The sequence below is a fragment of the Archangium primigenium genome (assembly GCF_016904885.1).
In the GTDB taxonomy this organism is placed as follows: Bacteria; Myxococcota; Myxococcia; order Myxococcales; family Myxococcaceae; genus Cystobacter; species Cystobacter primigenius.
Genome location: NZ_JADWYI010000001.1, coordinates 2,688,853 through 2,714,323, shown reverse-complemented (window position 1 = coordinate 2,714,323; position 25,471 = coordinate 2,688,853). Strand labels below are relative to the sequence as shown.

At 71.0% G+C, this 25,471-nt stretch carries 27 protein-coding genes; 11 read left to right on the top strand and 16 right to left on the bottom strand.

Features of this window, described 5'->3' with window-relative positions:
• The first annotated feature begins 44 nt into the window (after nt 1-44).
• Entirely contained in the window at nt 45-785 is a 741-nt protein-coding gene (locus I3V78_RS11520) for a rhomboid family intramembrane serine protease (protein WP_239576391.1), read from the top strand.
• A 7-nt stretch (nt 786-792) separates the two neighbouring features.
• On the opposite strand, the gene I3V78_RS11515 is transcribed toward I3V78_RS11520, so the two are convergent.
• Nucleotides 793-1,719, bottom strand: coding sequence for a PEGA domain-containing protein (locus I3V78_RS11515; RefSeq protein ID WP_204487084.1), 927 nt, complete (start codon nt 1,717-1,719; stop codon nt 793-795).
• 61 nt (nt 1,720-1,780) lie between these two features.
• Between I3V78_RS11515 and I3V78_RS11510 the strand changes: the two genes are divergently transcribed.
• Nucleotides 1,781-2,317, top strand: coding sequence for a hypothetical protein (locus I3V78_RS11510; protein ID WP_204487082.1), 537 nt, complete (start codon nt 1,781-1,783; stop codon nt 2,315-2,317).
• Between the two features lie 28 nt (nt 2,318-2,345).
• Here I3V78_RS11510 and I3V78_RS11505 read toward each other — a convergent pair whose 3' ends face one another.
• The 3 genes from I3V78_RS11505 to I3V78_RS11495 form a co-directional block, all read right to left on the bottom strand.
• Entirely contained in the window at nt 2,346-3,860 is a 1,515-nt protein-coding gene (locus I3V78_RS11505) for a cellulose synthase family protein (protein WP_204487081.1), read from the bottom strand.
• A gap of 228 nt (nt 3,861-4,088) precedes the next feature.
• On the bottom strand, nt 4,089-5,057 hold the full coding sequence (locus tag I3V78_RS11500; protein WP_204487079.1) for a D-alanine--D-alanine ligase: 969 nt from the start codon (nt 5,055-5,057) through the stop codon (nt 4,089-4,091).
• A 158-nt stretch (nt 5,058-5,215) separates the two neighbouring features.
• The gene (locus I3V78_RS11495) at nt 5,216-6,064 is read right to left on the bottom strand and encodes an MBL fold metallo-hydrolase (protein ID WP_204487077.1); all 849 of its coding nucleotides are present in this window, start codon (nt 6,062-6,064) and stop codon (nt 5,216-5,218) included.
• Between the two features lie 138 nt (nt 6,065-6,202).
• Here I3V78_RS11495 and gspC point away from each other — a divergent pair, with 138 nt between their 5' ends.
• On the top strand, nt 6,203-7,060 hold the full coding sequence (gspC, locus tag I3V78_RS11490; RefSeq protein ID WP_204487076.1) for a type II secretion system protein GspC: 858 nt from the start codon (nt 6,203-6,205) through the stop codon (nt 7,058-7,060).
• Here gspC and I3V78_RS11485 read toward each other — a convergent pair.
• Entirely contained in the window at nt 7,057-7,980 is a 924-nt protein-coding gene (locus I3V78_RS11485; RefSeq protein ID WP_204487074.1) for a LysR substrate-binding domain-containing protein, read from the bottom strand. The two genes, gspC and I3V78_RS11485, sit on opposite strands and share 4 nt — an antisense overlap.
• 116 nt (nt 7,981-8,096) lie before the next feature.
• Here I3V78_RS11485 and I3V78_RS11480 point away from each other — a divergent pair, with 116 nt between their 5' ends.
• On the top strand, nt 8,097-8,636 hold the full coding sequence (locus tag I3V78_RS11480; RefSeq protein ID WP_204487072.1) for an ankyrin repeat domain-containing protein: 540 nt from the start codon (nt 8,097-8,099) through the stop codon (nt 8,634-8,636).
• A 232-nt stretch (nt 8,637-8,868) separates the two neighbouring features.
• Nucleotides 8,869-10,074, top strand: coding sequence for a threonine--tRNA ligase (gene thrS / locus I3V78_RS11475; protein ID WP_204487070.1), 1,206 nt, complete (start codon nt 8,869-8,871; stop codon nt 10,072-10,074).
• A gap of 1 nt (nt 10,075) precedes the next feature.
• Here the strand turns inward: thrS and I3V78_RS11470 are convergent, their stop codons facing one another.
• Nucleotides 10,076-10,660 (bottom strand): Uma2 family endonuclease, encoded by a 585-nt coding sequence (locus tag I3V78_RS11470; RefSeq protein ID WP_204487069.1) that lies wholly within the window; start codon nt 10,658-10,660, stop codon nt 10,076-10,078.
• A 64-nt stretch (nt 10,661-10,724) separates the two neighbouring features.
• Nucleotides 10,725-11,522 (bottom strand): class I SAM-dependent methyltransferase, encoded by a 798-nt coding sequence (locus I3V78_RS11465; RefSeq protein WP_275583479.1) that lies wholly within the window; start codon nt 11,520-11,522, stop codon nt 10,725-10,727.
• A gap of 42 nt (nt 11,523-11,564) precedes the next feature.
• Between I3V78_RS11465 and I3V78_RS11460 the strand changes: the two genes are divergently transcribed.
• Entirely contained in the window at nt 11,565-12,344 is a 780-nt protein-coding gene (locus I3V78_RS11460) for a glutaminyl-peptide cyclotransferase (protein ID WP_204487067.1), read from the top strand.
• A gap of 3 nt (nt 12,345-12,347) precedes the next feature.
• Here the strand turns inward: I3V78_RS11460 and I3V78_RS11455 are convergent, their stop codons facing one another.
• Genes I3V78_RS11455 through I3V78_RS11425 form a run of 7 tightly spaced genes read right to left on the bottom strand, consistent with a single transcriptional unit; the run spans nt 12,348 to nt 18,935 of the window.
• Nucleotides 12,348-13,652, bottom strand: coding sequence for a S41 family peptidase (locus I3V78_RS11455; RefSeq protein ID WP_204487065.1), 1,305 nt, complete (start codon nt 13,650-13,652; stop codon nt 12,348-12,350).
• A gap of 39 nt (nt 13,653-13,691) precedes the next feature.
• A complete protein-coding gene (locus I3V78_RS11450) occupies nt 13,692-14,552 on the bottom strand; it encodes an alpha/beta fold hydrolase (protein WP_204487063.1) in 861 nt (286 codons plus the stop codon).
• A gap of 39 nt (nt 14,553-14,591) precedes the next feature.
• The gene (locus I3V78_RS11445) at nt 14,592-15,635 is read right to left on the bottom strand and encodes an oxidoreductase (protein ID WP_204487061.1); all 1,044 of its coding nucleotides are present in this window, start codon (nt 15,633-15,635) and stop codon (nt 14,592-14,594) included.
• Between the two features lie 6 nt (nt 15,636-15,641).
• Nucleotides 15,642-16,757, bottom strand: a complete 1,116-nt coding sequence (locus I3V78_RS11440; protein ID WP_204487059.1) for a murein hydrolase activator EnvC family protein — start codon at nt 16,755-16,757, stop codon at nt 15,642-15,644.
• On the bottom strand, nt 16,754-17,656 hold the full coding sequence (locus I3V78_RS11435; protein WP_204487057.1) for a cell division protein FtsX: 903 nt from the start codon (nt 17,654-17,656) through the stop codon (nt 16,754-16,756). Before I3V78_RS11435 ends, I3V78_RS11440 begins: the two co-directional genes overlap by 4 nt.
• A complete protein-coding gene (ftsE, locus tag I3V78_RS11430) occupies nt 17,653-18,348 on the bottom strand; it encodes a cell division ATP-binding protein FtsE (RefSeq protein WP_204487055.1) in 696 nt (231 codons plus the stop codon). The genes I3V78_RS11435 and ftsE overlap by 4 nt, the downstream gene beginning before the upstream one ends.
• A 41-nt stretch (nt 18,349-18,389) precedes the next feature.
• Entirely contained in the window at nt 18,390-18,935 is a 546-nt protein-coding gene (locus I3V78_RS11425; RefSeq protein WP_204487053.1) for a hypothetical protein, read from the bottom strand.
• Nucleotides 18,936-19,152: 217 nt separating this feature from the next.
• Here I3V78_RS11425 and carF point away from each other — a divergent pair, with 217 nt between their 5' ends.
• Nucleotides 19,153-19,971 (top strand): plasmanylethanolamine desaturase, encoded by an 819-nt coding sequence (carF, locus tag I3V78_RS11420; RefSeq protein ID WP_204487051.1) that lies wholly within the window; start codon nt 19,153-19,155, stop codon nt 19,969-19,971.
• Between the two features lie 25 nt (nt 19,972-19,996).
• On the opposite strand, the gene murI is transcribed toward carF, so the two are convergent.
• Both murI and I3V78_RS11410 read right to left on the bottom strand, forming a co-directional pair.
• Nucleotides 19,997-20,815, bottom strand: coding sequence for a glutamate racemase (gene murI, locus I3V78_RS11415; RefSeq protein WP_204487049.1), 819 nt, complete (start codon nt 20,813-20,815; stop codon nt 19,997-19,999).
• Between the two features lie 124 nt (nt 20,816-20,939).
• Nucleotides 20,940-22,028 (bottom strand): hypothetical protein, encoded by a 1,089-nt coding sequence (locus I3V78_RS11410; RefSeq protein WP_204487046.1) that lies wholly within the window; start codon nt 22,026-22,028, stop codon nt 20,940-20,942.
• Between the two features lie 173 nt (nt 22,029-22,201).
• On the opposite strand from I3V78_RS11410, the gene I3V78_RS11405 reads away from it, so the two are divergent.
• From I3V78_RS11405 to I3V78_RS11390, 4 genes are read left to right on the top strand one after another with little or no spacing between them, the layout of a single operon-like run.
• Entirely contained in the window at nt 22,202-22,909 is a 708-nt protein-coding gene (locus I3V78_RS11405) for a MotA/TolQ/ExbB proton channel family protein (RefSeq protein WP_204496591.1), read from the top strand.
• A gap of 12 nt (nt 22,910-22,921) precedes the next feature.
• Complete coding sequence (tolR, locus tag I3V78_RS11400) at nt 22,922-23,383, top strand: protein TolR (protein WP_204487044.1); 462 nt, start codon at nt 22,922-22,924, stop codon at nt 23,381-23,383.
• Between the two features lie 3 nt (nt 23,384-23,386).
• Nucleotides 23,387-24,163, top strand: a complete 777-nt coding sequence (locus tag I3V78_RS11395) for an energy transducer TonB (protein WP_204487042.1) — start codon at nt 23,387-23,389, stop codon at nt 24,161-24,163.
• Nucleotides 24,160-25,446 carry a DPP IV N-terminal domain-containing protein gene (locus I3V78_RS11390; protein ID WP_204487039.1) on the top strand — a complete coding sequence of 429 codons (1,287 nt, stop codon included), beginning with the start codon at nt 24,160-24,162 and terminating at the stop codon, nt 25,444-25,446. The genes I3V78_RS11395 and I3V78_RS11390 overlap by 4 nt, the downstream gene beginning before the upstream one ends.
• The last annotated feature ends 25 nt before the right edge of the window (nt 25,447-25,471 follow it).

The window sequence follows — 25,471 nt, the reverse complement described above, 5'->3', positions numbered from 1 at the left end:
CCCGGGGCGGCACTACCATGTCCCACCCTCCTTCCGGACACTGGATGACCCCTCCCTCCCGCCCCCCTGGCCCCCTGGAACTGCCGCCCGAGCCCGAGCGGAACGAGGCCCCCCTTCCCCCCGAGGACCCGCCCGCGGCGCGGCTGCCCCGGCCGCCGCCCGTGTGCATGGCCGTCATCGGCGGCGCGGTGGCGCTCTTCGTCCTGGACACCCTCTTGAGCGGGGGCGGCACCGTCAATGGCCGCATGGGCCCCGTCTTCCAGCAGCTCGCGCTCTACGGGCCCCTCGTCGACGCGGGCCAGTACTGGCGCACGCTCGGCTTCATCTTCGCCCACGGCGGCCTGCTGCACCTGGGCTTCAACATGTGGGTGGCCTACTCCCTGGGCGGGCCCTTCGAGCGGGCGATCGGCAGCGGGCGCTTCCTGCTGCTGTCGATCATCGCCGCGCTGGGCTCGTCCGCCTTCGCCCTGCTCTTCAATTTCAACGTGGCCACGGTGGGCGCCTCGGGGATGATCCTCGGCTATGGCGGGGCCATGCTGGTGACGGCCACGCGCGAGTTCCGCCGGGGCATCATCTTCTGGCTGGTGCAGGTGGCCGCGCTCAGCCTGATTCCCGGCGTGAGCTGGGCGGGGCACCTGGGCGGCTTCCTCTTCGGGCTGCCGGTGGGCATCGCCCTGCGCTCGGGCCCCCGCGTCTTCGCGCGCGCCGCGCCGCTGCTGCTCGCGGTGGCGGTCGCGGTGGTCTACATCACCGCCCACCCGGAGCGCTTCGGCGCCCTGCGCTAGGGGCGGCTCAGAAGCTCACGCCGACCGGGGCCGGACGGCCCGCGTTGATGACGGCATCACACGGGCCGCTGCAGACCGCGTCCGGCGTGGGCGGCCCGGAGTTGGCCACCATCACGGCGCCCACCGCGGCGCCCGCGACCACCGCGCCCACGCCCGCCCAGAAGTACCAGCGCGAGGTGAGGGGCTTGCTGGTGGCCACCTCGGGAGGCAGCGGCTGGAGCGGCGAGGGCGCGGGCACGGCGGGCGTGAGGTTGGGGGCGCGGGGCTGATCCGTCGCCGCCAGCGCCTCCGGCCGCATCTTGAAGTCGATGGTGTAGTCCTTGCCGGCGCGCACGGCGATGCGCTGCGTCTCGGTGCGGAAGCCCTCGCGCCGGGCGGCGATCTCCAGGGCGCCCGCGGGCACCATGACGCTGTCGAGCGGCGCGACGCCCTTGTCCTCGCCGTTGATGGACACGCGCACGTCGTCGGCGTCCGCCTTCACGGACACGAAGGCCGCCGTGGCCTCCAGGGCCACGTTCAGCTCGGTGACCTCGCCCTCCTTGAAGGTGAGGCGCCGGGAGTAGTCCCGGTAGCCCATCTTGCGCACCACGATGGTGTGCTCGCCGGCCTCCACCTCCACGGGCGTGCGGCTCACCGGGCCCACTTCCTTGTCGTCCACGAACAGCCGGGTGCCCCGGAGCGCCCCGCTGAACTTCACGAGCAGCTCGGTCTTCTTCACGAGCGGCGCGAGCAGATCGGTGTCCTCGGCGGGCTCGGCCACCTTGGTGGGCTTCTTGCCCTTGGCCGCCGGGGGCTTGCGCGTCTTGGCCGGCTTGCTCTTGCTCTTGGGCGAGGACTGCGGCGTCAGTGGCGCGAGCAGATCATCGTCCTGGGCGAACGAGGGCGCGGCGGAGCAGAGGACCAATGCGAACAATAGAACGCGGCGCAAGAGCATGGCGCCCCCAAGGTTAGAGAGTCGAACGCGGGGAATCAAACTAAGGGAAGATCGCGGCCGCATGTCACCCAACCGTTCCTGGATTGTCCTCGGCGGACTCGCCTCCGCCCTCGCCGGCTGCGCGGCCCGGCCCCCCGCACCGCCCGTCACGGTGCCCCCGCTTCCCCTTCCCCCGGGGTGCGAGCAGAACCAGGCGGGCACCTACCACCACGCGGACAACGGCGCGTTTCGCTACCTCGGCGAGGATGACGGCGGCACGCTGAGTCTGGCGGTGACCCGGGTGCGCGAGCCCGCCGAGCCCGTCCCCGACGCGGGCACCACGGTGAGCATTGTCCTGCACCGGACAGCCGAGGGCTTCGTGGGCGATACCCAGGCCACCGCCTTCACGCCCGGCGGCGCGCCCTGCCCGGTCCACTTCCCCACCCAGGCGGTGCGCTGCGATGCCCAGGGGCTCACCCTGCGCGCGGTGACGTCCACGGCGCTCGACGAGGACTGCCAGCCGGCGACCCAGGGCCCCGAGCCGGTGTGGAAGGAGCAGCGACTGCTGCGCGGAGAGCCGGCCCCGGCGCCGGACGCCGGCACACCGCCGACGCCCTGAACGGCCCGCGGGGCCCTCATCCCCCGCATCACGCCGCGCGGCGGGGCTGCTCCTCGGGCACCACGGCCGGAGGAGCGGCCTCGCTCAGGCGCAGCCGGCCCTGCAACAGGCTCGACACGCCCACGTACAGGAAGCCCAGCTGGAAGAGCATGATGAAGGGCAGCGAGGTGTAGATGCGCTTGTCGATGGCGAACCAGAGCGCCCCGGTGAAGTAGAGCGCGAAGGACAGCTCGATGACGGGCATGAGCGTCTTGTCCCCGCGGTAGGTCTTCTTCACCGCGACGAGCTTCTTGCCCTCCGAGCCCGTCTTGGGCGTGCGCGAGAAGGCGGACTGCTGGCCCAGGAGCGCCTCGAGCACCGCGCGCGCGTTGTTGATGGCCATGCCGATGCCCAGGCTCATCAGGAAGGGCAGGTACTTCACCCGCTCCCACCCCGTGGCGCCGCGCTCGCGCTGGGCCGCCACGTAGAAGAAGCACACGCTCGCGGTGGCGCTGATGAAGAAGGGCAGGTCCAGGAACAGCGTGCCGTACAGCCCGTGCTGGAAGCGCACCACCATGGACAGCGGCATGAGCGCGCTGAGCAACACCATGAGCAGGTAGGCCAGGTTGTTGGTCAGGTGGAAGAAGGCCTCGCGCTTGACGGCGAAGGGCAGGTCGCTCTTGAGGATGGTGGGCAGGAGCTTGCGCGCCGTCTGGATGGAGCCCTTGGCCCAGCGGTGCTGCTGGCTCTTGAAGGCGTTCATGTCCACCGGCACCTCGGCCGGGGAGATGACCTCGGGCAGGAAGATGAACTGCCAGCCCTTCATCTGCGCGCGGTAGCTCAGGTCCAGGTCCTCGGTGAGCGTGTCGTGCTGCCAGCCGCCCGCGTCGGAGATGGTCACCCGGCGCCAGATGCCCGCGGTGCCGTTGAAGTTGAAGAAGCAGCCGGAGCGGTTGCGCGCCGTGTGCTCGATGATGAAGTGCCCGTCCAGGAAGATGCTCTGCGCCTGGGTAAGGATGGAGTAGTCGCGGTTGAGGTGGCCCCAGCGCACCTGCACCATGCCCACCTGCGCGTCGGCGAAGAACGGCACCGTGCGCAAGAGGAAGTCCGGCGCCGGCACGAAGTCCGCGTCGAACACCGCCACGAACTCGCCGCGCGCCGTGGCCAGGCCGTTCTCCAGCGCGCCCGCCTTGAAGCCCTGGCGGTTGGTGCGGTGCACGTAGACGATGTCGTGGCCCGCCTGACGCTGGCGCTCCACGCACGCCCGCGCGATGCCGCACGTCTCGTCCGTCGAGTCGTCCAACACCTGGATCTCCAGCAACTCGCGCGGGTAGTCGATCCGGCACACCGAATCCACCAGCCGCTCCACCACGTACATCTCGTTGAAGATGGGCAGTTGGATGGTGACCCGCGGCAGCGCCGCGAGGGTGCCACGAGGCGTGGGCAGCTTGAACTTGTGGCGGTAGTACAGATACGCCATCCGGTAGCGGTGCGATCCATAGACCGCCAGCACGCACAGGACGCTGAAGTACACGCCCAAGAAGATGATCTCGACAGTGGTCATCTGACCTGGCCCCTCCCGCGGTCGACTGCGCCGCGGTCCTTACCTTGCCCGGCGGAGAGAAAGTCCGACCCACACCGACCGCCGCACACGGTCCAGCGGAGGCCCCCCTCCAGCTATGTGCCCGGAATGACAAGGGATTGTCATCCGGGTAAGCTACGAAGCGCCGGACAATAGGGACGCGTCAGGTGGCTGTCAAATGCTTGTGCCCCCGCGAGCGGCGCCCGGGGCTCAACCCGCCACCCGGCGCACCCGCTCCCGGGGCCGCGGCGGCGCCTCCCTCCCCGCCCCCTCGTCGCGCGTGGCGAGCGCGAGGATGCGCTCCATCAGCGAGGGAAAATCCAGCCCCCGCGCCGCGGCGATCTTCGGCAGCAGGCTGGTGGGCGTCATGCCCGGCAGGGTGTTCACCTCCAGCACCACGTCGTTGTCCTCGTCCGAGCAGATCAGGTCAACGCGTCCATAACCTCGGCAGCCCAGGGCCCTCCAGGCCCCCAGCGCCAGGGCCTCCACATTGCCCAGGCGCGTGGGCGACAGGCGCGCGGGCACGAAGTAGCGCGAGCCCCCCTGGTACTTGGCCTCGTAGTCGAAGCCCTCGCGCGGCGTCACGATTTCGCAGGTTCCGAGAACCTCGTCGCCCAGCAGGCCCACCGTCACCTCGCGGCCCCGCGCCAGGCGCTCCACCAGCGCCTCGCCGCCGAACTGGCACGCGAGCGCCACCGCGGCCTCGAGCGCCTCGGGCTCGCGCACCAGCGTGAGCCCCACCGACGAGCCCCCACACGCGGGCTTCACCACGCAGGGAAAGCCCAGGTCCCCATGCAGCTCCAGCGCCCGCGAGGCCTCGGCGCGGCCCACCGCGTAGCCGTGGGGCGTGGACAGGTTGTGCAGCCGGAAGAGCTTCTTGGCCATGGGCTTGTTCATCGCCAGCGCGGAGGCCAGGAGCCCCGAGCCCGTGTAGGGCAGGCCCATCAACTCCAGCAGGCCCTGCACCTTGCCGTCCTCGCCCATGCGGCCGTGCAGCGCGAGCACCGCCACGTCGAGCGCCGCCGCGCGCAGCGCCCGGTCCAGCCCGGGGCCCGCGCAGATGCGCACCACCTCGTGGCCCCGGGACTCCAGCGCCACCCCCATGGCCTCGCCGGTCACCAGGGAAATCTCCCGCTCCTCGCCCCAGCCCCCCATCAGTACGCCGACTCGCTTGCCCATGACTTGGAATGCCTCCGTTGCCCGGAGCCCAGAGCACACGAGATGCCAGCGCCCCCTTGCCGAGGAGTTCCGGACACTTGCGCGCGCACCAGGGGGCGGGCCCCGCCGAGCGGGCGTGTCCGGCGGACCACGGCGCGGCCCGGCGGCCACGCCCGCGCTCAGCCGAACCAGCGGCCCGAGGTCGGGGCGAAGACGCGCAGCCGCTCGCGCAGCACCTCGGGCACCCGGGCCTGGATGAGGGCGTGCACCTCCTCGGGGCTGTAGGCCTGGCTGAAGTGCATGAGCACCAGCGCCTCGTTCTGGAAGCGCTCGGCGCGCGCGACGATCTCGTCGAAGTGCAGGTGCGCGCGCTCCTGGGCGTCCTCCACCGAGCGCTTGTCCCCGAGGAACGTGCACTCGAGGATGAGCACCCGGCTCTGGAGCACCTCGGGCGCGCTCTCCAGCACGCGCGCGAGCGTGTCGGTGGCGTAGGCGAGCTCCAGCTTGTCCACCTCGTCGAACAGCGGCGCGCCCGCCTTGCGCCCCCGGGCGATCTCCTCGCCGGGCAGCCCCTGGAACTCGGGCTTGAGCTTGGAGGCGCGGCGGAAGAACTGGTAGCCCAGCGAGGGCACCGGGTGGTGCGTGCGGAAGGCGCGCACGAACAGCCCATGGCCCAGGGGGTGGACGTCTCCGGGCCGCAGGGGCACGGTCTCCACGTCCAGCGAGGCGCGCAACAGCCGGCTCTGCACCGCCAGGGACTCGCGCAGGGGGGCCTCGATCTCCGCGGGCAGGAACACCTGGGGCGGCCCCTTGCCGATGAGGCAGCGGATGCCGAGCAGCGAGCCCAACGCGCTCGCGTGGTCCGAGTGTCCGTGACTCAAGAAGATGCGATCCGTCCCGGCGAAGGAGCGGATGGGCACGCCCGCGTCGAGCACCACGCCCAGCTCCGGCACCTGCAAGGACGTGTACACGCCGCCCACCGAGATACCTCGAATCGTATAGGGACCCGCCTGGACCTCGGTCAGCATGGCGGGAGGCTAGCGGATGCGGACGGGCTGTCACCTCCCCCGCGTGTCCCCATGACAAATCGGCACCACCCGGGTGCTGGTGGAGGCATGCCGCTCTCGGACGGGGCCGCTGGTCCCGGGATTGCTCGGGGGATTCGCATGGAACTCTCGCTCCGCCGCTCCCTCCCCGCCCTCGCCCTGCTCTGTGCCCTGTGCGCCAGCGCGGTGCTCGCCCTGTCGCTCAACGCCGTGGTGGAGGCCTGGCTCCAACCTCCGCCCCCGTCCGTGGACCGGGTGCTGCGCGCGCCGCCCCCGCGCCAGGAAGCGCTGCCCACGCCCCTGGCGCTGGTGCCCTTGCGGCGCTACCTCGGCCTGCCCGAGAAGCTGCGCCAGGAAGTCATCCCCGCGCCCGAGGCCTCCGCGGACATCCCCACGCGCACGGATCTGCGGCTGCTCGGCACGCTCCGCGGCTCCGTCAGCTTCGCCTCCGTCCTGGAGAGCGCGTCCCAGCGCACCCGCTCGGTCTGGTTGGGCGAGGAGTTCGACGGGGCCCGGGTGACCGCCATCGAGCGCACGCGGGTCCTGCTCTCGCGCGACGGGCGGCTCGAGGCCATCGCGGTCCCGCCCGTCTCTGTCGCCGCCCCCGCGCCCTCCAGCCCACGTGGCGCGGAGTCCTCCATCCGGCAGGTGGGCCCCGGGGCCTATGAGATCTCCCGCCAGGAGGTGACCCACTCGCTCGCCAACCTCGGCCAGGTGGCGATGCAGGCCCGGGTGGTCCCCGCCTTCCGGGAGGGCGTGGCCCAGGGCTTCAAGCTGTTCTCCATCCGCCCGGACTCCCTCTTCACGCGGCTGGGCCTGCGCAACGGGGACATCCTGCGGCGCATCAACGGTCTGGACCTGAGCAGCGTGGAGCACGCCCTCGAGATCTTCCCGCGCCTGCGCGAGGCCTCGCGCTTCGAGCTGGAGGTGGAGCGGGACGGACAGGTGATGCGCTCGACGTACACGGTCCGCGGCTAGCGCTTCGCGGACTCGCGGGGCCTGGGCCAGGCGGCGCGCAGGGTGTCCGCGAGGGCCTGGAGCGCGTCCCCCTGGGGGTAGCCCGGCCGCCACACCAGGGCGAGCGTGCGGCTCGGCGCGGGCGCGAGGGGCCGCACCGCCAGCTGGCCGAGCCGGTTCTCCAGCGGCACCGCGAGCGCGGGCAACAGGGTGATGCTCCCCTCCCCCGACATCACCATCTGCGCGAGCGTGGTGAGGCTCGTGGCGCGGAAGTCCACCTCGTGCGCCCCCACGCGCCGGCACAGGGCGAGCGCCTGGCTGCGAAAGCAGTGCCCGTCCTCCAGGAGCAGCACGTTCTCCTCGTCCAGGTCCTTGAGCGGCACGCGCTCCTTCTTCACCACGGGGTGGCCGGGCGGCGCCGCCACGACGAAGGGGTCCTCCGCGATGACGGCCTGCTCCACGTCCCCCAGCTCCGCGTCGAGCGCCACCAGGGCCGCGTCCAGCCGCCCCTCCTCCAGGCCGCGCACGAGCAGCTCCGTCTTCTCCTCGCGCAGCCGCAGCTTGAGCCGCGGGTACTTCTTCGTCACCGCGGGCACCACCTCCGGCAGCACGTAGGGCGCCACGGTGGGAATCACTCCCAGGTGCAGCACGCCGGAGAACGGGTCGGACAGCCGCGAGGCCGCCGAGAGGATGTCCCCTGTCTCCGTGAGCACCCGCCGCGCCCGGGCCACCAGCTCCTCGCCCGCCGCGGTCAGCATCACCCGGCGCTTGTCCCGCTCGAAGAGCCGCACCCCCAAGACGTCTTCCAGTTGTTGGATCTGCGCGCTCAATGCGGGCTGGGAGACATGACAGAGCTCGGCGGCCTTCCGAAAGCCGAGCGTGTCCGCCACCGCGACGACATATTCGAGCTGCCGCAGGGAGATGTCATTGACGGAGGGCATGCCCCATCATTGATAGGCCCGGCCTATCAAGTCCATCAGAACCATGTCTTGGCCCGTTCAAGGCCCTTTGCATACCTTGAGGGCATTCACGGCGTACCCACGAGGACCCCAAGCTCATGAAGACCGAGACCCGCGACGCCCAGGTGAAGACGACGGACGAGGACGTGATGGCGCTGGCGCGCCGCGCCTTCCAGCACGCCCGCGCCGGGGAGGCGGCCCAGCTCGAGTGGTTGCTCGGCGTGGGCCTGCCGGCCAACCTGAGCAACGAGCGCGGGGACACCCTGCTGATGCTCGCCAGCTACCACGGGCACCTCGCGGCCACGGGCGTGCTGCTCGAGTACGGCGCGGATCCCGAGCGCACCAACGACCGGGGCCAGACGCCGCTGTCCGGCGCCGCCTTCAAGGGAGACCTGTCCATGGCCCGACTGCTGCTCTCGCGCGGCGCGCGCGTCGACGGCGCGGGCCCCGACGGCAAGACGGCCCTCATGTTCGCGGCCATGTTCGACAAGCTCGAGGTGCTCGAGGAGCTGCTCGCGCGCGGCGCCGATTCCCAGCGACAGGATGCCGCCCGCCGCCGGGCGATCGACTACGCGCAGGCCATGGGCGCGGAGCGCACCTCGGCGCGGCTCGCCTCCCTGCTGGCCACGCGCCAGTAGTCCCCCCGGCTTGACAACGCCGCGCGCCGCGCGCACTTTGGTTCGCGTGAGCCTCGTCCTCTCCACCACCACCGCGACCCGTACCGCCACTCCTGGCGGGCGTGGGACGCGTGTGCGTGCAGTGAGCTGACGCCGCACGGTTTCCTCGCCCCGCCTTCACCGGCCGGGGCGTCCGTGCAAGCGCTCAGTGCTCCGACCGGAAAGCCTTCTTCTTCCCGATTCGGAGTCACCCATGCTCGACGTTCATGATCACCGTTCCCTCGGCCAGCGCCTCGACCTCTTCCACCTGCAGGAGGAGGCGCCCGGCATGGTCTTCTGGCACCCGCGCGGCTACCAGCTCTACCAGCTCATCGAGGAGCGCGTCCGGCGGCGGATGCGGCACGAGGGCTACCTCGAGGTGAGGACGCCCCAACTGCTCGCCCAGCCCCTCTGGGAGAAGAGCGGCCACTGGGACAACTTCCGCCAGAACATGTTCTCCCTCGCCGAGGAGGGCGAGCGCCACCACGCGCTCAAGCCGGTGAATTGCCCGGGCCACATCCAGCTCGTGCAGCGCATGGGCCCGAGCTACCGCGACCTGCCCCTGCGGCTGGGCGAGTTCGGGCTCGTGCACCGCAGTGAGCCGAGCGGCTCGCTGCACGGCCTGTTCCGCCTGCGCCAGTTCACGCAGGACGACGGGCACATCTTCTGCGCCGAGGAGCAATTGAGCGACGAGGTGTTCGCCTTCTGCCGCTCGCTGCACGCCTTCTACGCGGCCTTCGGCTTCGAGCACATCCAGGTGGCCTTCTCCAGCCGTCCGGCCCAGCGCGCCGGGAGCGACGCGGTGTGGGATCGGGCCGAGGCGCTGCTGTCCGAGGCGGCGGCGCGGGCGGGGCTCGACTGCCGCCCGCAGCCGGGCGAGGGCGCCTTCTACGGCCCGAAGCTGGAGTTCGTCCTGAAGGATCGCCTGGGCCGCGACTGGCAGTGCGGGACGATCCAGCTCGACCTGGTGCTGCCCGAGCGCTTCGACCTGAGCTACGTGGACGCGTCGGGACAGAAGCGCCGACCGATGATGCTGCACCGGGCGATGCTCGGCAGCTTGGAGCGGTTCATCGGCATCCTGCTGGAGCACCACGAGGGCGCGCTGCCCGCGTGGCTGGCGCCCCGGCAGGTGGTGGTGGCGCCGCTGGGCGAGGGGCAGGTGGTCGACGCCGAGCGCTTCGCCGCGAGGCTGCGCGCGGCGGACTGCCGGGTGGCCGTGGACGCGCGCGCCGAGTCGCTGTCGCGGAAGATCGTCGACGCGCACCAGGACGGCGTGCCGTGGCTCGTGGTGGTGGGCCGGCGCGAGGTGGAAAAGAACGCCGTGAGCCTGCGCCGCCGGGACGGGACGCAGGCGGCGCTGTCCCAGGACGACGCGGTGGCCCGGCTCGTGGCCGAGTGCCAGCCCGCGTCGGCCGTGTGACTCACGGCGTGCGCGTGTCCATCCACAGCGAGCCCAGCTCCAGCTCGACGGCGTCGAAGGGCTGGGCTCGCACGCGGTCATCGCCCGAGAAGGACGCGGCGAGCACCCAGCGGCCCTGCTCCTGGTGGAACACCTGGAGCATCCGGTGGATGGGGTCCACGATCCAGGCGTGCTCCACGCCCGCGCGCCCGTAGCGAGGCAGCTTGAGCACCACGTCGAGCTTCGCCGTGGAAGGTGACAGCACCTCGCAGATCCAATCCGGCGCCAGCTCGAAGTAACTCACGTCGGGAATCGTCGGCATGCGCTCCTGACGCCAGCCCGCCAGGTCGGGGACGAGCACGTCCTCGCCGAAGTGCAGCTCGGGCTCGAAGATGAGCCACCACCCGCCCGGGCCCCCCCGCCCCCGCTGGAAGGGGTTGCCCAGGTCCATGCCCAGGATCGAGGCGGCCTTGGCATGGCGGGACGCGGGCCGGGGCGAGGCATACAGCTCCCCGGCGATCAGTTCGCCTACCTGGTGCTCGGGCAAGGCGACGAGGTCCTGGTAGGTGGCTGGCCGGCGGGACGGAGCGGTCGACGGGGAACCCATGAGGACAAGTCTACTCACGAGTGACCGCCGGGTCAGGCCGCGAGACGGGCCGCTGTCGCGCAGTTCACCGGGGCCTGATGAACTTCAGCGCGAAGCGGTCGCTGGTGCCCCGGCGCTCGCCCGCGGCACCCGGGCTGGAGCTCCAGTCCCGGGTGTCCTCGGGGTTGCGCCACACGGTGCTCTCCTCGGCGAGCTGGAAGCCCGCGGCGAGCACCTCGTCACGCACCACCTTCTCGTCGATGCGGTGCAGCGTCTGCACGTCACGCACGCCCGAGCCCGCCTGGGCGCTCGAGTCGACGACGACGTACACCCCGCCCGGCTTGAGCGCGCGGAAGATGGCCGCGTTCATCTTCGCCCGGTCCCCGCCGATCCACACGATGTCGTGGTAGATGATGTTGCTGACGACCGCGTCCAGGTTCGTGGCCTCCGGCGGCAAGGGCGCGTCGAACTCACGGTCGGCGCGCACCACGTTCTTGTTGATGGGCCGCGCCAGCCGCTCGCTCCAGGGCTTCTCCGCGAAGCGCTCGAGCACGACCTTGGGGTTCTGCCCGTAGACGACGCCCTCGGGACCCACCGCCCGGGCGAGCAGCTCGATGGTGTAGCCCCCGCCGGCCATCAACTCGGCGACCTTCATGCCGGGCCGCACGCCCACGAACTCGAGCAGCGCGGCGGGATGACGGCCCTTGTCCAGGGCCCGGTCGGCCTCGAGCCGGTCGGGTGCGTCGATGATGGCCTGCGCCGAGGGGGCGGGCGCCTGGACGGAAGCGGGGGACGAAGCGGGGGCGGGCTCGGACGGCGAGTGAGCACAGCCCACCAGGGAGAACAACGCGGCGGTGAGGAGGGAGCGCATGGGCCAGAGCATAGGCATCGCGTCCAGGCGGTCTCGCGTTATTTTCCCACTCCCATGAGACTTCCCCCTGTGCTCCTCGCCGCCCTGCTGCTGCTTGCGGGCGTGTCCTGCCGCACCGAGCGCCGTGCCACCGACAGCGCCCCCGTGGAGGGCTACGAGGTGCTCTCGAGCTGGCCCCATGACCCGCAGGCCTTCACCCAGGGGCTCGTCTACCACCAGGGTCACCTGTACGAGGGCACGGGCCTCAACGGGCAGTCCAGCCTGCGCGAGGTGGAGCTGGAGACGGGCCGGGTCCTGCGCCGCGTCAACCTGGAGTCCCAGTACTTCGGCGAGGGGCTCGCGCTGCACGGGGACAAGCTGTACCAGCTCACCTGGCGCTCGAACGTGGGCTTCATCTACGACGTGAAGACGTTCACGCCCGTGGGCCGCTTCAGCTACGACACCGAGGGCTGGGGGCTCACCAGCGATGGCACGTCCCTCATCCTCAGCGACGGCACCAGCGTGCTGCGCTTCCTGGACCCCACCACGTTCAAGGTCCAGCGCACCCTCAAGGTGACCGACGCCGGCCGCGAGGTCTCCCGGCTCAACGAGTTGGAGTACATCCACGGGGAGATCTACGCCAACCAGTGGGGCAGTGACTTCATCGCGCGCATCGACCCCGCGACGGGCCACCTCAAGGCGTGGATCGATCTCTCGGGCCTCTTGCCGCCCGCGCAGCGCACGGGCAACGAGGACGTGCTCAACGGCATCGCCTACGACGAGGCGAACAACCGGCTGCTCGTCACCGGCAAGAACTGGTCCCGGCTGTTCGCCTTGCGCGCCGTGTCCCGGTAGGGCTCAGCGCGCCAGCTCGTTGAGGTAGTTGAGCACCCGCTTGAGTTGCGTGTCGCTCACGGCGGCGGTCGCCGCCCACTCGCGGGGCTCCTGCGCGAAGCCCTTGGGTTTGGACGTGCCCTGGGGCTCGCTCGCCAGCACGGGCTCGGCCTTGAAGTGGCGCTCCAGGTCCTTCTCGCGCTGCTCCTGCGGGGCGGCCTTGCCCTGGGTGCTCTCGGGCACCCAGATGTCCGGGGTGATGCCCTTCTCCTGGATGCTGCGGCCCTTGGGCGTGTAGTAGCGCGCGATGGTGAGCTTGAGGCCCGAGCCGTCCTCCAGCTCGATGACGGTCTGCACGCTGCCCTTGCCGAACGTCTGGGTGCCCAGGATGGTGGCGCGGCCGTGGTCCTGCAGCGCGCCGGCGACGATCTCCGAGGCCGAGGCGCTGCCCGCGTTCACCAGCACCACCAGCGGGTAGTCCGGCTCCGTGTCGCGATCCTTGCTGCGCTCCTCGTTCATCTGCGTGCCCTTGCGGCCCCGGGTGCTCACGATGACCAGGTTGCCCGGCAGCCACACGTCACTCACCGCCACCGCCTGCTCCAGGAGCCCGCCCGGGTTGTTGCGCAGGTCCAGCACCACGCCCCGCAGGGGCTGGCCGCCGTTGAGCGTCCGCAGCCGGTCCAGCTCCTTGCGCAGCGCGGAGGCCGTGCGGTCCTGGAAGCTCTTCACGCGCACGTGCGCCACGCCGCCGTACAGCGCGCCCTCCACGGAGACGATGCGGATGTGGTCGCGGATGAGGGCCATCTCCCGCGGCGCGGAGAAGCCCTCGCGCATGAGCGTCAGGAGCACCCGCTTGCCCGCCGGACCGCGCAGCCGCTGCAACACGTCCGGCAAGGCCAGGCCCTTGAGGCGCTCGCCGTCCACGGCCACCAGCGTGTCTCCCGCCCGGATGCCCGCGCGCGCCGCGGGCGTGTCCTCGATCGCCGCCGACACGACGTAGCCCTCGCCCTGCCGCGCCACCTCGAGCCCCACGCCCCCGAACTCGCCGGAGGTGTCGATCTTCATCTCCTTGAAGACCTCGGGCGGCATGAAGACGGTGTGGGGATCCAACGTCTCCAACATGCCCCGGATGGCGCCGAGCATCAGCTTGCGCTCGTCCACGGGCTCCACGTAGTTGTTCTCCACGTAGGAGAGCACCCGCGCGAACACCTCGAGTTGCTCGTAGGTGGAGGTGCTGGCGGAGGGGGCGCGGCTGTCGGCCTGGACCGAGGGCGCCAGGAGCAGCAGGCCCGCGGCGAGCGCCGCGCGCCAGGAGGACTGGGAGCGCATGGGCCCGGAGTCTAGCACCGGGCCCGCGCTCGACCGGCCCTACAACCCCGCGCCGTCCGCGAACTGGACCAATTCGGACACGAACTCGCCCGGCCGCTCCACGTGGGGGATGTGGCCGAAGCCCTCCACCACCTTCACCTTCGAGTGCGGCGGCAGGTGGGCCTGGAAGAAGGCGAGGCTCTGCCGCGGCAGGAGTTTTTCACTGCCACCCCACACGAACATCACCGGCATCTCCAGCCGCTGGAGCTGCTCGGGCTTGAGGTAATCGCCCGTGGCCAGGGCGTCCGCGCTCAGCGCCCGCACCGCCGGCGTGGAGTACACGCCCCGGAGCATGTCGGCGAAGAAGAGCATCGCCCAGGGCGGCCGGTGGAACAGGCGCTGGGTGAGCGCGCGCGACTGCTCGGCGGTCTTCACGTCCATGGCCGCGAGCACCTCGCGGATGGCCTCGGGCCCCACGTCCGCGCCCGCGGGCGCCACGAGCCCCAGCGCGCGCACGAACTCCGGATGCTCGGCCGCGAGCTGCGCCGACAGGGCGCCCCCCAGGGAGTTGCCCACGACGAAGGCGGGCTCGCCCACCACCGTGCGGCAGTACTCCACCAGCATGTCGTACTGGCCCCGCACGCAGACGGGGCCCAGGCAGTACTCCGGGGAGAAGCCGTGGCCGGGCAGGTCCACCGCGAACACCCGCGAGAAGCGCCGGGCCAGGGGCAGCAGGACCCGGCCGAAGCCGGCGGCGGCGCCCCCCAGGCCATGCACGAGCAGGAGCGGCGGACCCTTGCCGCTGCCCTTCATCGAGAAGTGGTGCAGCCGCTGACCGGCGAGCACCACCGATTCCGAGCGCACCCCGCGCGCCACCAACATGCGCCGCGAGACTTCCTGGAGTCCTGAGATGAGGTTCACGGCGGGAGCCTAACGCCGCCCGTGGCGCACCGCATCAACCTAAGTGCTCCCGGGCGCCAGGTGGACCCTGCGGCCCTCGCGCGCGGAGCGCTCGGCGGCCTGGATGAGCTGGATGACCTGGGCGGCGCTCGCCGCGGTGACGGGCACGGGGCCCTCCCCCACCACGGCGCGGGCGAGCCGCCGGTAGAAGTCCTCGTAGCAGCCCGGAAGCGTGGGCACGCTCCCTCCCTGGCTCAGGCGACCATGGCGCTCGGCGGGCTCCAGGCCCCAGCCGGCCTGACCCGGCCGCAGTCCGGCCCGGAGCTGCTCCTCCTGGGGGTCCAGGCCCGTCTTGTGCCAGGCGCCCTGCTCGCCTTGCAGCACGAAGCGGTGCCACGGCTCGTGCACCACCGAGCCCGAGTGCAGCAGGACCCGCAGCTCGCCGTAGCGCAGCACCAGGTGGAACCAGTCCGGGGCTCGTGCGCCCTCGCGCTGCTGGCCCACGTCCGCGTCGAGGGAGTCCGGCATCCCGAAGAGCAGGAGCGCCTGATCGAGCAGGTGCGCGCCCAGGTCCCACAGGGTGCCCGCGCCGGGCACGGCGTCCTCCTTCCAGCGCGCCTTCACCTGGGGGCGGAAACGATCGTAGTGGCTCTCGAAGCTGAACAGCCGGCCGAGCCGCCCGTCCTCGAGCAGCCGCCGCACGGTGAGGAAGTCCCCGTCCCAGCGTCGGCTGTGGAAGACGGTGAGGCACAGGCCGCGCTCGGTCGCGAACGCATCGAGCCGCAGCGCCTCGGCCGCGTCCAGGGTGAAGGGCTTCTCCACGACCACGTGCTTGCCGGCCCGGAGCGCCCGCTCGGCGAGCGACGCGTGCGAGTCATTGGGCGAGGCGACGATGACGAGGTCGATCGAGGGGTCCGCCAGGAGCGCGTCCGGGGTGACCACGCGTGCGGCGGGCCAGGCGCGCGCCACGTCCGCGGCGCGCTGGGTGGCGATGGCCACGAGGGAGAAGGCGGGGTCGGCGGCGAGCAGGGGCGCGTGGAAGAGCGCGCCGGACAGGCCGTAGCCCAGCAGGCCCACGCGGATGGGAGGTCGGGAGGAGGTCATGGCATCTCAGCGAGAAGCCGCGAGCCAGGGCGCGGGATCCACGGCCTGGCCGGCGCGGCGGATTTCGAAATACAGGTAGGCGCCCTTGAGCGAGCCGGTGTCACCGACCTCGCCCACGGGCGTGCCGGCGGCGACCTGGTCCCCCACCTGGGGAAGCACCGAGGCCAGGTGCGCGAGCAGGGAGTGGTAGCCCCCGCCATGGTCCAGGATGAGCAGGTTGCCATAGCCGCGCATCCAGCCCGCGTAGGCGACGGTGCCCTCGGCCACGGCGTGCACGGGCGTGCCCGCGGCGGCGCGGATGTCCACGCCCTTCTGCACGGTGACGGTGTTGAAGCGCGGGTTGATGACGCGGCCGAAGCCCACCTCGATGACGCCCGGCGCGGGAAAGGGCAGCTTGCCCTTGAGGGCGCCGAAACCCGAGGTGGCGGGCCCCTCGTTCATCTCCTGGATGACGCGGGTGAGGTCCCCATCCGCCACCTCCAGCTCGCGCACCATGCGCCGCGCCAGCTCCGCCTCGCCCTTGATGGTGCCCACCACTTCCTCCAGCGCCTCCTGCTGCGCCCGGGCGAGCGTGGCCTGCTCACGGAGGAAGTCGAGCCGTGTGTCCAAGGAGCCCTGCAACCGGCGCAGCTCGGTGGAGACCTGGCGCCGCAGCCGGGCCACGCGCTGCACCGTGCGCAGTTGCCGCAGGTCCTCCTCCAGCGTGGCCCGGAGCGCGCGCGAGCGCCACACCATGGCGGAGAAGTCCTTGGCGTCCAGCAGCACCTCCAGGGGCCGGCGGCGCATCATCCGGTACATCGTCCACAGCCGGGGCGACAGGCGGCGCATCTGCTCGCGCAGCACCTCGCGCGTCACCTCGTCCTCCTGCTCGGCCACCGCCAGGCGCTTGCGGAACAGGGACAGGTCCTTCTCGAGCAGCTTCACGCGCTGGGCGCTCGTGGACGCGCGCTGCTCCACCATCTCCAGCACCTCCAGGGCGGACACCTTGCGCGACTCGATGAGCGCGAGCGCCGCGCGCTGGGTGGCCAGCTTCTCGCGCACGGCCCGGCGCTCCGCGGACTCCTCCTGGCTGGAGGCCGCGCTCGCGAACAGCACCAGAGCGAGGACGAGCAGGCGGCTCATACGCGCAAGAAGCGCCCCACCGCGATGAAGCTGCCCCCCAGGCCCAGCACGCACCCGGCCACGAGCAGCCGCAGCGCCAGGACGGGCTCCACGAGCGGCGTCGAGCCCCCCGGGCCAATCAGGAAGGCGAAGAGCGAGGTCATCCACGGCCCCACCAGTCGCTCGAACAGGACCAGGCCCCCGAGCGCCACCGCCGCGCCGAGCAGCCCCTGGAGGAAGCCCTCGATCAGGAAGGGGACCTTCACGAAGCGGTCCGTGGCGCCCACCAGCTTCTGGATTTCGATCTCCTCGCGCCGCGCGTAGATGGCGAGCTGGAGCGTGGCGGACACGATGATCACCGTGGCGACCAGCACCACCCCGAACGCCACCCAGCCGCCCAGGCGCAGGGCCTTGGCGATGGAGGACAGCCGCTCCACGGCCTCCTCGCCGTAGTCCACGCCGGTGACGCCGGGCAGCTCGCGCAGCTCCTCGGCCAGGGCGCGCAGGGCGCCGGGCGTGCGCCGCTCGGCGGGCACCTGCAGCTCCAGCGAGGGCGGCAGGGGGTTCTCCGGCAACTGCGCGAGCGCCTCCCCCAAGTCCCCGAGCTCCCGCGCCAGCCGCTCGAGCGCGGCCTGGGGCGGCACGAGCGAGGCCCGGCCGCCGCTGCGCGTCTCCATGCGCTCGCGCAGCACGGTGGCGCCCTCCTCGTCGAGACCGGGCGACAGGTACACCGTCACCTGCACCTCGCCCCCGAGTGAGCCCAGGAGGCCGTCGAGCCGCTGGCCCAGCGCCTGCGCGAGCCCCGCGGAGAACAGGGCGATGGCGATGGTGGTCACCGCGATGAAGTGCACGAAGGGGGCGTGCTTGAGCCCCGAGGCCGCCGAGCGCCAGAAGTACGCCGTCTTGGCCAGCGCGCTCATCCGGCCGACACCCGCCGCGCGGCCTTCACCCCGTCCTCGTCGGACACGACGAACCCGTTCTCCAGCCGCAAGGTGCGCTTCTGGTAGCGGGTGATGAGCCCGGTGTCGTGCGTGGCCACCATCACCGTGGTGCCCCGCACGTTCACCGCCATGAGCAGGTCCATGATCTCCACGGTGAGCGCGGGGTCCAGGTTGCCCGTGGGCTCGTCGGCCAGGAGGATGGTGGGATCGTTGACGAGCGCGCGGGCGATGACGACGCGCTGCTGCTCACCACCGGAGAGCTTGAGCGGCAGCGCGCCCGCCTTGTGCTGCAGGCCCACGAGCTTGAGCATGCGGTGCACGCGCTCGCGCGCCTCGGCGCGGGGCACGCCCAGCACCTCCAGCGTGAAGGCCACGTTGTCCTCGACCGTGCGGTGCGGCAGGAGCTTGAAGTCCTGGAACACCACCCCGATGTTGCGCCGCAGGTAGGGCACGGCCGACTCGCGGATGCGTGCGATGTTGCGCCCGCCCACGAGGATCTGCCCCTTGGTGGCGTTCTCCGCGCAGAAGATGAGCTTGAGCAGCGTCGTCTTGCCCGCGCCCGAGGGCCCGGTCAGGAAGACGAACTCGCCCTTCTGCACATGCAGGTTGATGTCGGAGAGGACGGGGGGATCGCCCGGGTACGACTTGTACACGTGGAACATCTGGATCATCGGCGGGCCCGATCATGGCACCGCTCGCGCCACGTGTGGAGTTACTGGTTGTTGTCCTCGCCCGCCAGGTAGCTGAGGATGACCTCGTCCAGGCTCTTCTCGGAGATGAGATCCTCTCCGAACAGCGTCTCCACCCCCACCTCGTTGATCTTCGGCTGCACCTTCATGGCGCGCGCGGCGGCGACCTCGGGGGGCAGGTGGGAGGCGGGAGCGGCGGCGGGTACCGGCGCCTTGGGCACCGGGACGGGACGCGCCGGCTGGGCGTCCTCGGAGGAGCCGAGCTGGCCGGGCTGGTAGTGCCGCACGCCCGTCTCGTACCCGTCGTAGACGCCGTTGATGAGGTTGCGCAGCATTTCCTTATGCTGCTCCTCCATCAACTCGCGCACGACCTCGGACAGGCTCTCCGCGTTGAGGATGTCCGCGTAGGACGTCTTCTTCGACGCGAGGATGTTCCCCCCCACGAACAGGTGGGTGATGATGTGGGGGTTGTTGACGCCCGAGTCCTCGGTCTGGACGTGATACACCCGGCCCTTGTACTTGATGTTGTGATTGAAGCCGGTGACGGCTTTTTCGAAGGTTTTCGCCATGCCCGAGGCCCGGGACCGTACCAGCGGGGCGGGGGCGAAACAAGAAACGCGTCGGAATGAACGTCACTCTGGCCCGAAACCCACCCTGGGGGAGGAGCGGGCGGGCAAGAGTCCACCAGAAGAAAAAAGCACCTGAATCCGCTTGCGGTTAGACTCCGTACCCTTTTCGGCGGGACTTCCCGCTGGACATTCCCCAGGGCGCGGACGGACGAATACGATGACGACCGAACTCAAGAACCAGGTGCGCCAGCAGGACGCCAAGGAGCTGGCGCGGGGCTACTCGCCCGCCATCCGAGCCATGGAGATCACCAGCATCCTCGCCTTCACGGGCCTGGAGGCCGGTCTGGTCTGGAGGCTGTGGGGCAACCCCCATGTGGGTCCCTGGCTGGTCCTGGGGGCGGTCATCCTCGGCTACCTGGCCGCCGACTTCGTCTCCGGCGTCGTGCACTGGATGGGGGACACCTGGGGCTCCACGCGCATGCCGGTGCTCGGCGCGGCCTTCATCCGCCCCTTCCGCGAGCACCACGTGGACGAGAAGGCCATCACCCGCCACGACTTCGTGGAGACCAACGGCAACAACTGCCTGGTGTCCCTGCCCGTGGCCCTGCTGGCGCTGCTCGTCCCCCATTCGAGCACCACCTGGGTGTTCCTCTCCACCTTCCTGGGGGCCATGATCTTCTGGGTGATGGCGACCAACCAGTTCCACAAGTGGTCCCACACGGACAAGCCGCCCGCGCTCATCGGCTTCCTGCAGCGCGTGCACCTCATCCTGCCGCCGGACCACCACCGCGTGCACCACACGTCGCCCTACGACAAGTACTACTGCATCACCGTGGGGTGGATGAACAAGCCGCTGGCCCTCATCGGCTTCTTCTCCGGCATGGAGCGCCTCATCACCCGGGTGACGGGCCAGCTGCCGCGGCAGGACGACATCGGCACCGAGGCCGCCCTGGAGATCCTCCACACCCAGGAGCGCACCGAGCCGTCCGGCGAGGACGCCCCGGCGGCGCCCTCCACTCCCGTGCGCGCCGCCTGAGTGCTCCGGCCTGGAGCGGGCGGACCTAGAAGGACAGGTCCACCTGCTCGGCCGAGGCGATGGGGCGACCGAGGAAGCGCGCCCCCACCTCCACGAAGCGCTCCGGCACGTCCGTGACGAAGGCATGGTGGGTAGGTGTCCCACCCGCTGGCGCCAGCAGCCCCCGCTCCGCGAGGAGCCGGGCCACCACGTGCACGGTGGCCTCCGCCGAGTCCACCAGGGCCACCCCCGGCCCGACGACCTCGGCGATGATGTCCTTGAGCAGCGGGTAGTGGGTGCAGCCGAGCACCAGGGTGTCCACCCCCTCCTGGACGAAGTCGGCGAGGTACTCGCGGGCCACCAGCCGCGGCACGTCTCCGGCGAGCCACCCCTCCTCCGCCAGGGGCACGAAGAGCGGACAGGCCCGCGCCTTCACCCGCACCCCACCCGGCCCCGCCGCCGCCTCCAGTTCGCGCTGGTAGGCCCCCGAGCGGATGGTGCCCGGGGTGCCGATGACGCCCACCTGGCCGCCCCGCGACTGCCGCAGCGCGGCGGCCGCCCCGGGGGCGATGACGCCCAGCACCGGAATGGGCAGCGCCGCCGCGAGCGCCGGCAGCGCCACCGCCGAGGCGGTGTTGCACGCCACCACCAGGAGCTTGATGCCCCGCTCCATGAGGAAGGACGCGTTCTTGAGCGAGTAGCGCGTCACCACCTCGCCCGACTTGGTGCCGTAGGGCACCCGCGCCGTGTCCCCCAGGTAGAGCGTGCTCTCGTGGGGAAGGTGGGACAGCAGCGACTTGAGGACGGTGAGACCTCCAACGCCCGAGTCGAACACGCCGATGGGACTGTGGCTCGCGGACCGCATGGCGGAGGGCTCTATCACGAATGATGCCAGCCCCAAGTCCTTGGGCCCCCGCAACGGCGAAGGGCCGAGGCATGTGCCCCGGCCCTCCGGTCCCACGGCCCGCCCCGTGTGAGGGGGCGCCCGACTACTTGCGCCGGGCCTCGAGGGTGACGGCGTCCGTGTCCTTCTTCTGCACGAAGGCCTTCACCGTCAGCACCGGCGCGTCGCTCTCGTTGGTGTAGGTCACCTGCGTGCCGTTCAGGCCGCGCACGTACACCCGGTAGTCCCCCGGCCGCAGGAAGGGGTAGAGGATGGGCGCCCCGTCGCAGCGCTGGGCGTCGCCGTCATTGCCGTAGACGAGCTCCTTGGTGGCCAGGTTCTGCATGTTGATGCGCATCGAGGTCACCCCCGACTGGGCGCACGTCTTGGCCGCGGTGCCGTCGAGCAGCTCCCAGCGCAGGGACATGCCGCCCACCGCCAAGAGCTTGTAGGAGGAGACGATGGGGCTGCCGGCCTGCGTCTTCAGCGCGCCCTTGCGGTAGTAGTAGATGGACTCGGCACCGGAGGCCACGCGCACGCCCACGAACTCCACGATGTGGTCACCGGGCTGCAGGTAGATGGAGGACACCTGGTTGTTGCCGAGGCCCTTCTCGCACACGTAGCGCGTCCACGGGCCCCCGTCGATGCGCACGTCCACGTGCGTGTCACCAGCCTGGTTGCAGTCCGGGTTGTTGCTGCTGGTGTTCTCCTCGAACGTCCAGGAGAGGTAGGCGAAGGAGGACGGGCTGCCCCGGGGCGTCAGGTTGACGGTCTCCCGGACGTTGCCGTTGACCTGGACCTTGCCACTGGCCTCGTAGAGGACCTTGTCGCCGTAGCTGAGGGCCTCGAGCGTGTAGGCGTAGGAGCCCGCGACGAAGTCGTGCAGCACGATGCCGTCGGTGCCCTCGGTCTTGCAGGGGTAGATGCCCCCGTTGTGCAGCTTCTCGCCCGGGATGGTGATGCGGATGCTCTTGACGTCGGGAACGTCCTCGCACCGGCCGGCCCCCACGTTGGCGAACGTCCACAGGAACGTGATGTCGCTCTTGGTCTGGGGCTGGGGCGTGGGCTGGGTGGGCTCCGACGTGCAGCAGGGGCCACTGGGGCGTCCCCCGCCGCCTCCCTCCTCGTCGACGATGATGCAGCCCGAGCCGGCCATGGCGATGCAGAGGAATGCGGTGAGCAGTCTGGCGTTCATGAAGCGCCCTCGAAGTGGGGAGAAGGGGAAGCGGGCGAGCGGCCCGTCACACCCACCCGGACGCCCCTGGGCGGGAATTATTCACTGTTTCATCTCAAGCGAGATCGCCCCCCTCCCGTCCTGGCCTTTGGTTTGACCACCCCTGAACGTGATGTTACGGCCTGCACCCCATGTTGATGCCCCGCTTCCCCCTGGCGCTCGGCGCCATGAACTACGTGCAGATCCTCCGGGACGCCTCGCTGCTGGAGCTGGGCGTGCTGGCGCTGCTGATGGTGGTGTCCGTGGCGTCCTGGGCGCTCATCGCGCTCAAGGCCACCCAGTTGTCGCGCGCGCGCAGCCAGTCGCTCGCGTTCCTCGACTCCTTCTGGAAGGCCTCGCGCCTGGAGAGCATCTACCAGGACGCCCAGAAGATGGACGGCTCGCCACTCTCCAAGGTGTTCTGCGCGGGCTATGAGGAGCTGAGCAAGCTCGCCCAGACGAAGGAGGGCGCCGAGGGCGCCATGGCCGAGCGGCTCGGGGGCATCGAGAACGTGGAGCGGGCGCTCAACCGCGCCTCGACCAACCAGCTCACGGAGCTGGAGGCGCGCGTGTCCTTCCTGGGCACGGTGGGCTCGGCCTCGCCCTTCGTGGGCCTGTTCGGCACGGTCATCGGCATCCTCAACGCCTTCAACGCCATCGCCGAGCAGGGCAACGCCACGCTCGCCACGGTGGCCGCCCCGGTGGGCAACGCCCTGTTCGCCACCGCCGCGGGCCTGTTCGCCGCCATCCCCGCGGTGGTCGCCTACAACGCGTTCATCAGCCGCATCAAGGTGTTCGACACGGAGATGGCCAACTTCTCCGCGGACTTCCTCAACATCGTCAAGCGGCACTTCTTCCGCTGAGGGCACGGCGCCATGGGCATGGGCTCGAATCGAGGCGGAAGCGGCCGCGTCACCATGAGCGAGATCAACGTCACGCCCATGGTGGACGTGATGCTGGTGCTGCTCATCATCTTCATGGTGACCGCGCCCCTCATCCAGCAGGGCGTGAAGGTGAACCTGCCCGAGGCGCGCGCGGCGGCCGTGGAGGCCTCGGACAAGAAGCTGGTGCTGTCCATCGACGCGCAGAAGCGCGTGTTCATCGGTGAGGCGGAGGTGCCCGTGGAGGAGCTGGAGACGAAGCTCGCGAGCAACGCCAAGGCCCAGGCGGACAAGGAGCTCTACCTGCACGCGGACCGGGACGTGCCCTACGGCGTGGTGGTGGACGTGATGGCCGCCGCCCAGCGCGCCGGCATCACCAACGTGGGCATGATCACCGACCCCACGAGCGCCACCCGGGCGCCCGCGACCAAGGGCAAGAAGGAGTCCCGGCGCTAGCCCATGCACCCCGCCGCCCGACAGAGCCTGCTCCAGTCCCGGCCCTCGCCCCTGGGGCGCTTCCTCACGGTGTCCGTGGTGGGCCACGCCGCGGTGCTCCTGGCCGTGGTCCTCTACAACACCTTCTTCCAGGCGCCGGCCCTGCGCGTGGAGCCCACGCCCATCCGCGCCACGCTGGTGCGCCAGGGCAAGCCCCGCGACGAGAAGCTCCTGCCGCGCAAGGAGCAGCCGCCCCCGCCTCCCCCCAAGAAGGTGGACGCCCCGCCCTCGCCCACGCCGCCCCCGCCCGAGCCGCCCAAGGTCGCCGTGCCCGTGCCCGGCCTCAAGCCCGAGCCCGCCCCCAAGCCCACCCCGTCCCCGGGTGAGAGCAAGGGCGAGAACCGGCGCGACCGGCTCTTCGGGGCCTTCGACAAGTTCGCCAAGCCCACCAAGGCCCAGGAGGACCCGGAAGGCGCCGAGGACGGCGACCCCAACGGCGACGCCGCCAAGGCCGAGGGCGAGCGCTACTTCGGCCTGCTGTCCTCCCAGGTGCGCCGCCACTACAACGTGGCGGACACCATCCCCGAGTCCGAGCGCCTGTACCTCAAGGCCCAGGTCGCCATGCGCCTGAGCCGCACCGGCGAGGTCATCGAGGCGCGCCTGGCGAAGGCCAGCGGCAATACCCTGTTCGACTCCGCCGTTCTCTCCGCGGTGACCAAGGCCTCGCCCTTCTCCCCTCCTCCCACCCACCTGCGGGACACGCTGCAAAAGAGCGGCATCGTCCTGGAGTTCAGTCCGTGAACGCGAAAGTCCTCCTGCTGTGCCTGTTGGTGTCGCCGCTCGCCGCGCTCGCCCAGGCGCCCGTCATCCAAATCTCCGGCGCCAACTTCCGGCCCCTGCCGCTGGCGCTCTCCACGCCGCTCGTGCAGGGCACGGAGTCCAAGGCCACCCCCCAGTCGGTGGACGACGCGCTGCTCTTCGACCTGCGCGCCTCGGGCCTGTTCCAGGTGCTCGACCGGGCGAGCTTCCTCGCCGATGCCAAGGAGGGCATGACGGCCGGCAGCATCAACTTCTCGCGCTGGGCCAACGTGGGCGCCGAGTCGCTGGTGAAGTACTCGCTCGCGCGTGAGGGCGACGAGCTCCGGGCCGAGGCGCGCGTGTTCAACGTGGGCAACGGCCGCGAGGACTTCAAGACGTCCCAGAGCGCGCCCGCCTCCGAGCCCTCGCGGCTGGCGCACAAGGTGGCCGACGCCATCTACCGCCACTACACCCGGGAGCCGAGCCCCTTCCTGTCCTCCATCACCTACGTGCGCAAGTCCGGCGCCAACAAGGACGTGTGGGTGGCGGACTGGGACGGCCGCAACGCCCGCCAGATGACCAGCGGTGGCATCAACGTGCTGCCCGCGCTCGGCACCGACGGCGTGGTGGGCTACACCTCCTACCAGGGCGGCAAGCCGGACCTGTACGTGCAGCGCGGCTCGGACCTCAAGCACATCAAGACGAACGAGGGGCAGATGGCCACCGGCATCGCCTTCTCGCCGGACGGCAAGCGCATCGCCTACGCCCTGGCCGACGGCGAGAGCGCGCAGATCTGGGTGGCGAACGCGGAGGGCGGGGGCGCCAGGCAGCTCACCGACACCCGCTTTGGCATCAACACGAGCCCGGCCTGGTCGCCGGACGGCAAGCGGCTCGCGTTCGTGTCCAACCGGGGCGGCTCGCCGCAGGTGTACGTCATGGGCACGGATGGCTCGGGGGTGCGTCGGCTCACCTTCCAGGGCAACTACAACCAGACGCCGAGCTGGTCGCCCCGGGGCGATCTCATCGCCTTCACCGCGCGCGACGAGCGCAACGCGTTCGACCTCTTCACCGTGCAGGTGGACAGCGGGAAGATCTCCCGCCTCACCCAGGACCAGGCCAACAACGAGGAGCCGAGCTTCTCGCCCAACGGCCGGCTCATCCTCTTCACGTCCACGCGGGGCGGCCCCTCGCAGCTCTACGTCATGACGGCCGAGGGCAACAACCAGCTGCCCCTGCCCTCGCCCAAGGACAAGGCCGCCCTCACCACGCCGGACTGGGGCCGCTAGACCCACCTGCTTCCCCCTGGGAGCG

What these genes read in the sequence shown, in the direction of transcription:
- I3V78_RS11520 (WP_239576391.1), top strand. Translation starts at nt 45, where the DNA reads ATGACCCCTCCCTCCCGCCCCCCTGGCCCCCTGGAACTGCCGCCCGAG.
- I3V78_RS11515 (WP_204487084.1), bottom strand. Translation starts at nt 1,719, where the DNA reads ATGCTCTTGCGCCGCGTTCTATTGTTCGCATTGGTCCTCTGCTCCGCC.
- I3V78_RS11510 (WP_204487082.1), top strand. Translation starts at nt 1,781, where the DNA reads ATGTCACCCAACCGTTCCTGGATTGTCCTCGGCGGACTCGCCTCCGCC.
- I3V78_RS11505 (WP_204487081.1), bottom strand. Translation starts at nt 3,860, where the DNA reads ATGACCACTGTCGAGATCATCTTCTTGGGCGTGTACTTCAGCGTCCTG.
- I3V78_RS11500 (WP_204487079.1), bottom strand. Translation starts at nt 5,057, where the DNA reads ATGGGCAAGCGAGTCGGCGTACTGATGGGGGGCTGGGGCGAGGAGCGG.
- I3V78_RS11495 (WP_204487077.1), bottom strand. Translation starts at nt 6,064, where the DNA reads ATGCTGACCGAGGTCCAGGCGGGTCCCTATACGATTCGAGGTATCTCG.
- gspC (WP_204487076.1), top strand. Translation starts at nt 6,203, where the DNA reads ATGGAACTCTCGCTCCGCCGCTCCCTCCCCGCCCTCGCCCTGCTCTGT.
- I3V78_RS11485 (WP_204487074.1), bottom strand. Translation starts at nt 7,980, where the DNA reads ATGCCCTCCGTCAATGACATCTCCCTGCGGCAGCTCGAATATGTCGTC.
- I3V78_RS11480 (WP_204487072.1), top strand. Translation starts at nt 8,097, where the DNA reads ATGAAGACCGAGACCCGCGACGCCCAGGTGAAGACGACGGACGAGGAC.
- thrS (WP_204487070.1), top strand. Translation starts at nt 8,869, where the DNA reads ATGCTCGACGTTCATGATCACCGTTCCCTCGGCCAGCGCCTCGACCTC.
- I3V78_RS11470 (WP_204487069.1), bottom strand. Translation starts at nt 10,660, where the DNA reads ATGGGTTCCCCGTCGACCGCTCCGTCCCGCCGGCCAGCCACCTACCAG.
- I3V78_RS11465 (WP_275583479.1), bottom strand. Translation starts at nt 11,522, where the DNA reads ATGCTCTGGCCCATGCGCTCCCTCCTCACCGCCGCGTTGTTCTCCCTG.
- I3V78_RS11460 (WP_204487067.1), top strand. Translation starts at nt 11,565, where the DNA reads ATGAGACTTCCCCCTGTGCTCCTCGCCGCCCTGCTGCTGCTTGCGGGC.
- I3V78_RS11455 (WP_204487065.1), bottom strand. Translation starts at nt 13,652, where the DNA reads ATGCGCTCCCAGTCCTCCTGGCGCGCGGCGCTCGCCGCGGGCCTGCTG.
- I3V78_RS11445 (WP_204487061.1), bottom strand. Translation starts at nt 15,635, where the DNA reads ATGACCTCCTCCCGACCTCCCATCCGCGTGGGCCTGCTGGGCTACGGC.
- I3V78_RS11440 (WP_204487059.1), bottom strand. Translation starts at nt 16,757, where the DNA reads ATGAGCCGCCTGCTCGTCCTCGCTCTGGTGCTGTTCGCGAGCGCGGCC.
- I3V78_RS11435 (WP_204487057.1), bottom strand. Translation starts at nt 17,656, where the DNA reads ATGAGCGCGCTGGCCAAGACGGCGTACTTCTGGCGCTCGGCGGCCTCG.
- ftsE (WP_204487055.1), bottom strand. Translation starts at nt 18,348, where the DNA reads ATGATCCAGATGTTCCACGTGTACAAGTCGTACCCGGGCGATCCCCCC.
- I3V78_RS11425 (WP_204487053.1), bottom strand. Translation starts at nt 18,935, where the DNA reads ATGGCGAAAACCTTCGAAAAAGCCGTCACCGGCTTCAATCACAACATC.
- carF (WP_204487051.1), top strand. Translation starts at nt 19,153, where the DNA reads ATGACGACCGAACTCAAGAACCAGGTGCGCCAGCAGGACGCCAAGGAG.
- murI (WP_204487049.1), bottom strand. Translation starts at nt 20,815, where the DNA reads ATGCGGTCCGCGAGCCACAGTCCCATCGGCGTGTTCGACTCGGGCGTT.
- I3V78_RS11410 (WP_204487046.1), bottom strand. Translation starts at nt 22,028, where the DNA reads ATGAACGCCAGACTGCTCACCGCATTCCTCTGCATCGCCATGGCCGGC.
- tolR (WP_204487044.1), top strand. Translation starts at nt 22,922, where the DNA reads ATGGGCATGGGCTCGAATCGAGGCGGAAGCGGCCGCGTCACCATGAGC.
- I3V78_RS11395 (WP_204487042.1), top strand. Translation starts at nt 23,387, where the DNA reads ATGCACCCCGCCGCCCGACAGAGCCTGCTCCAGTCCCGGCCCTCGCCC.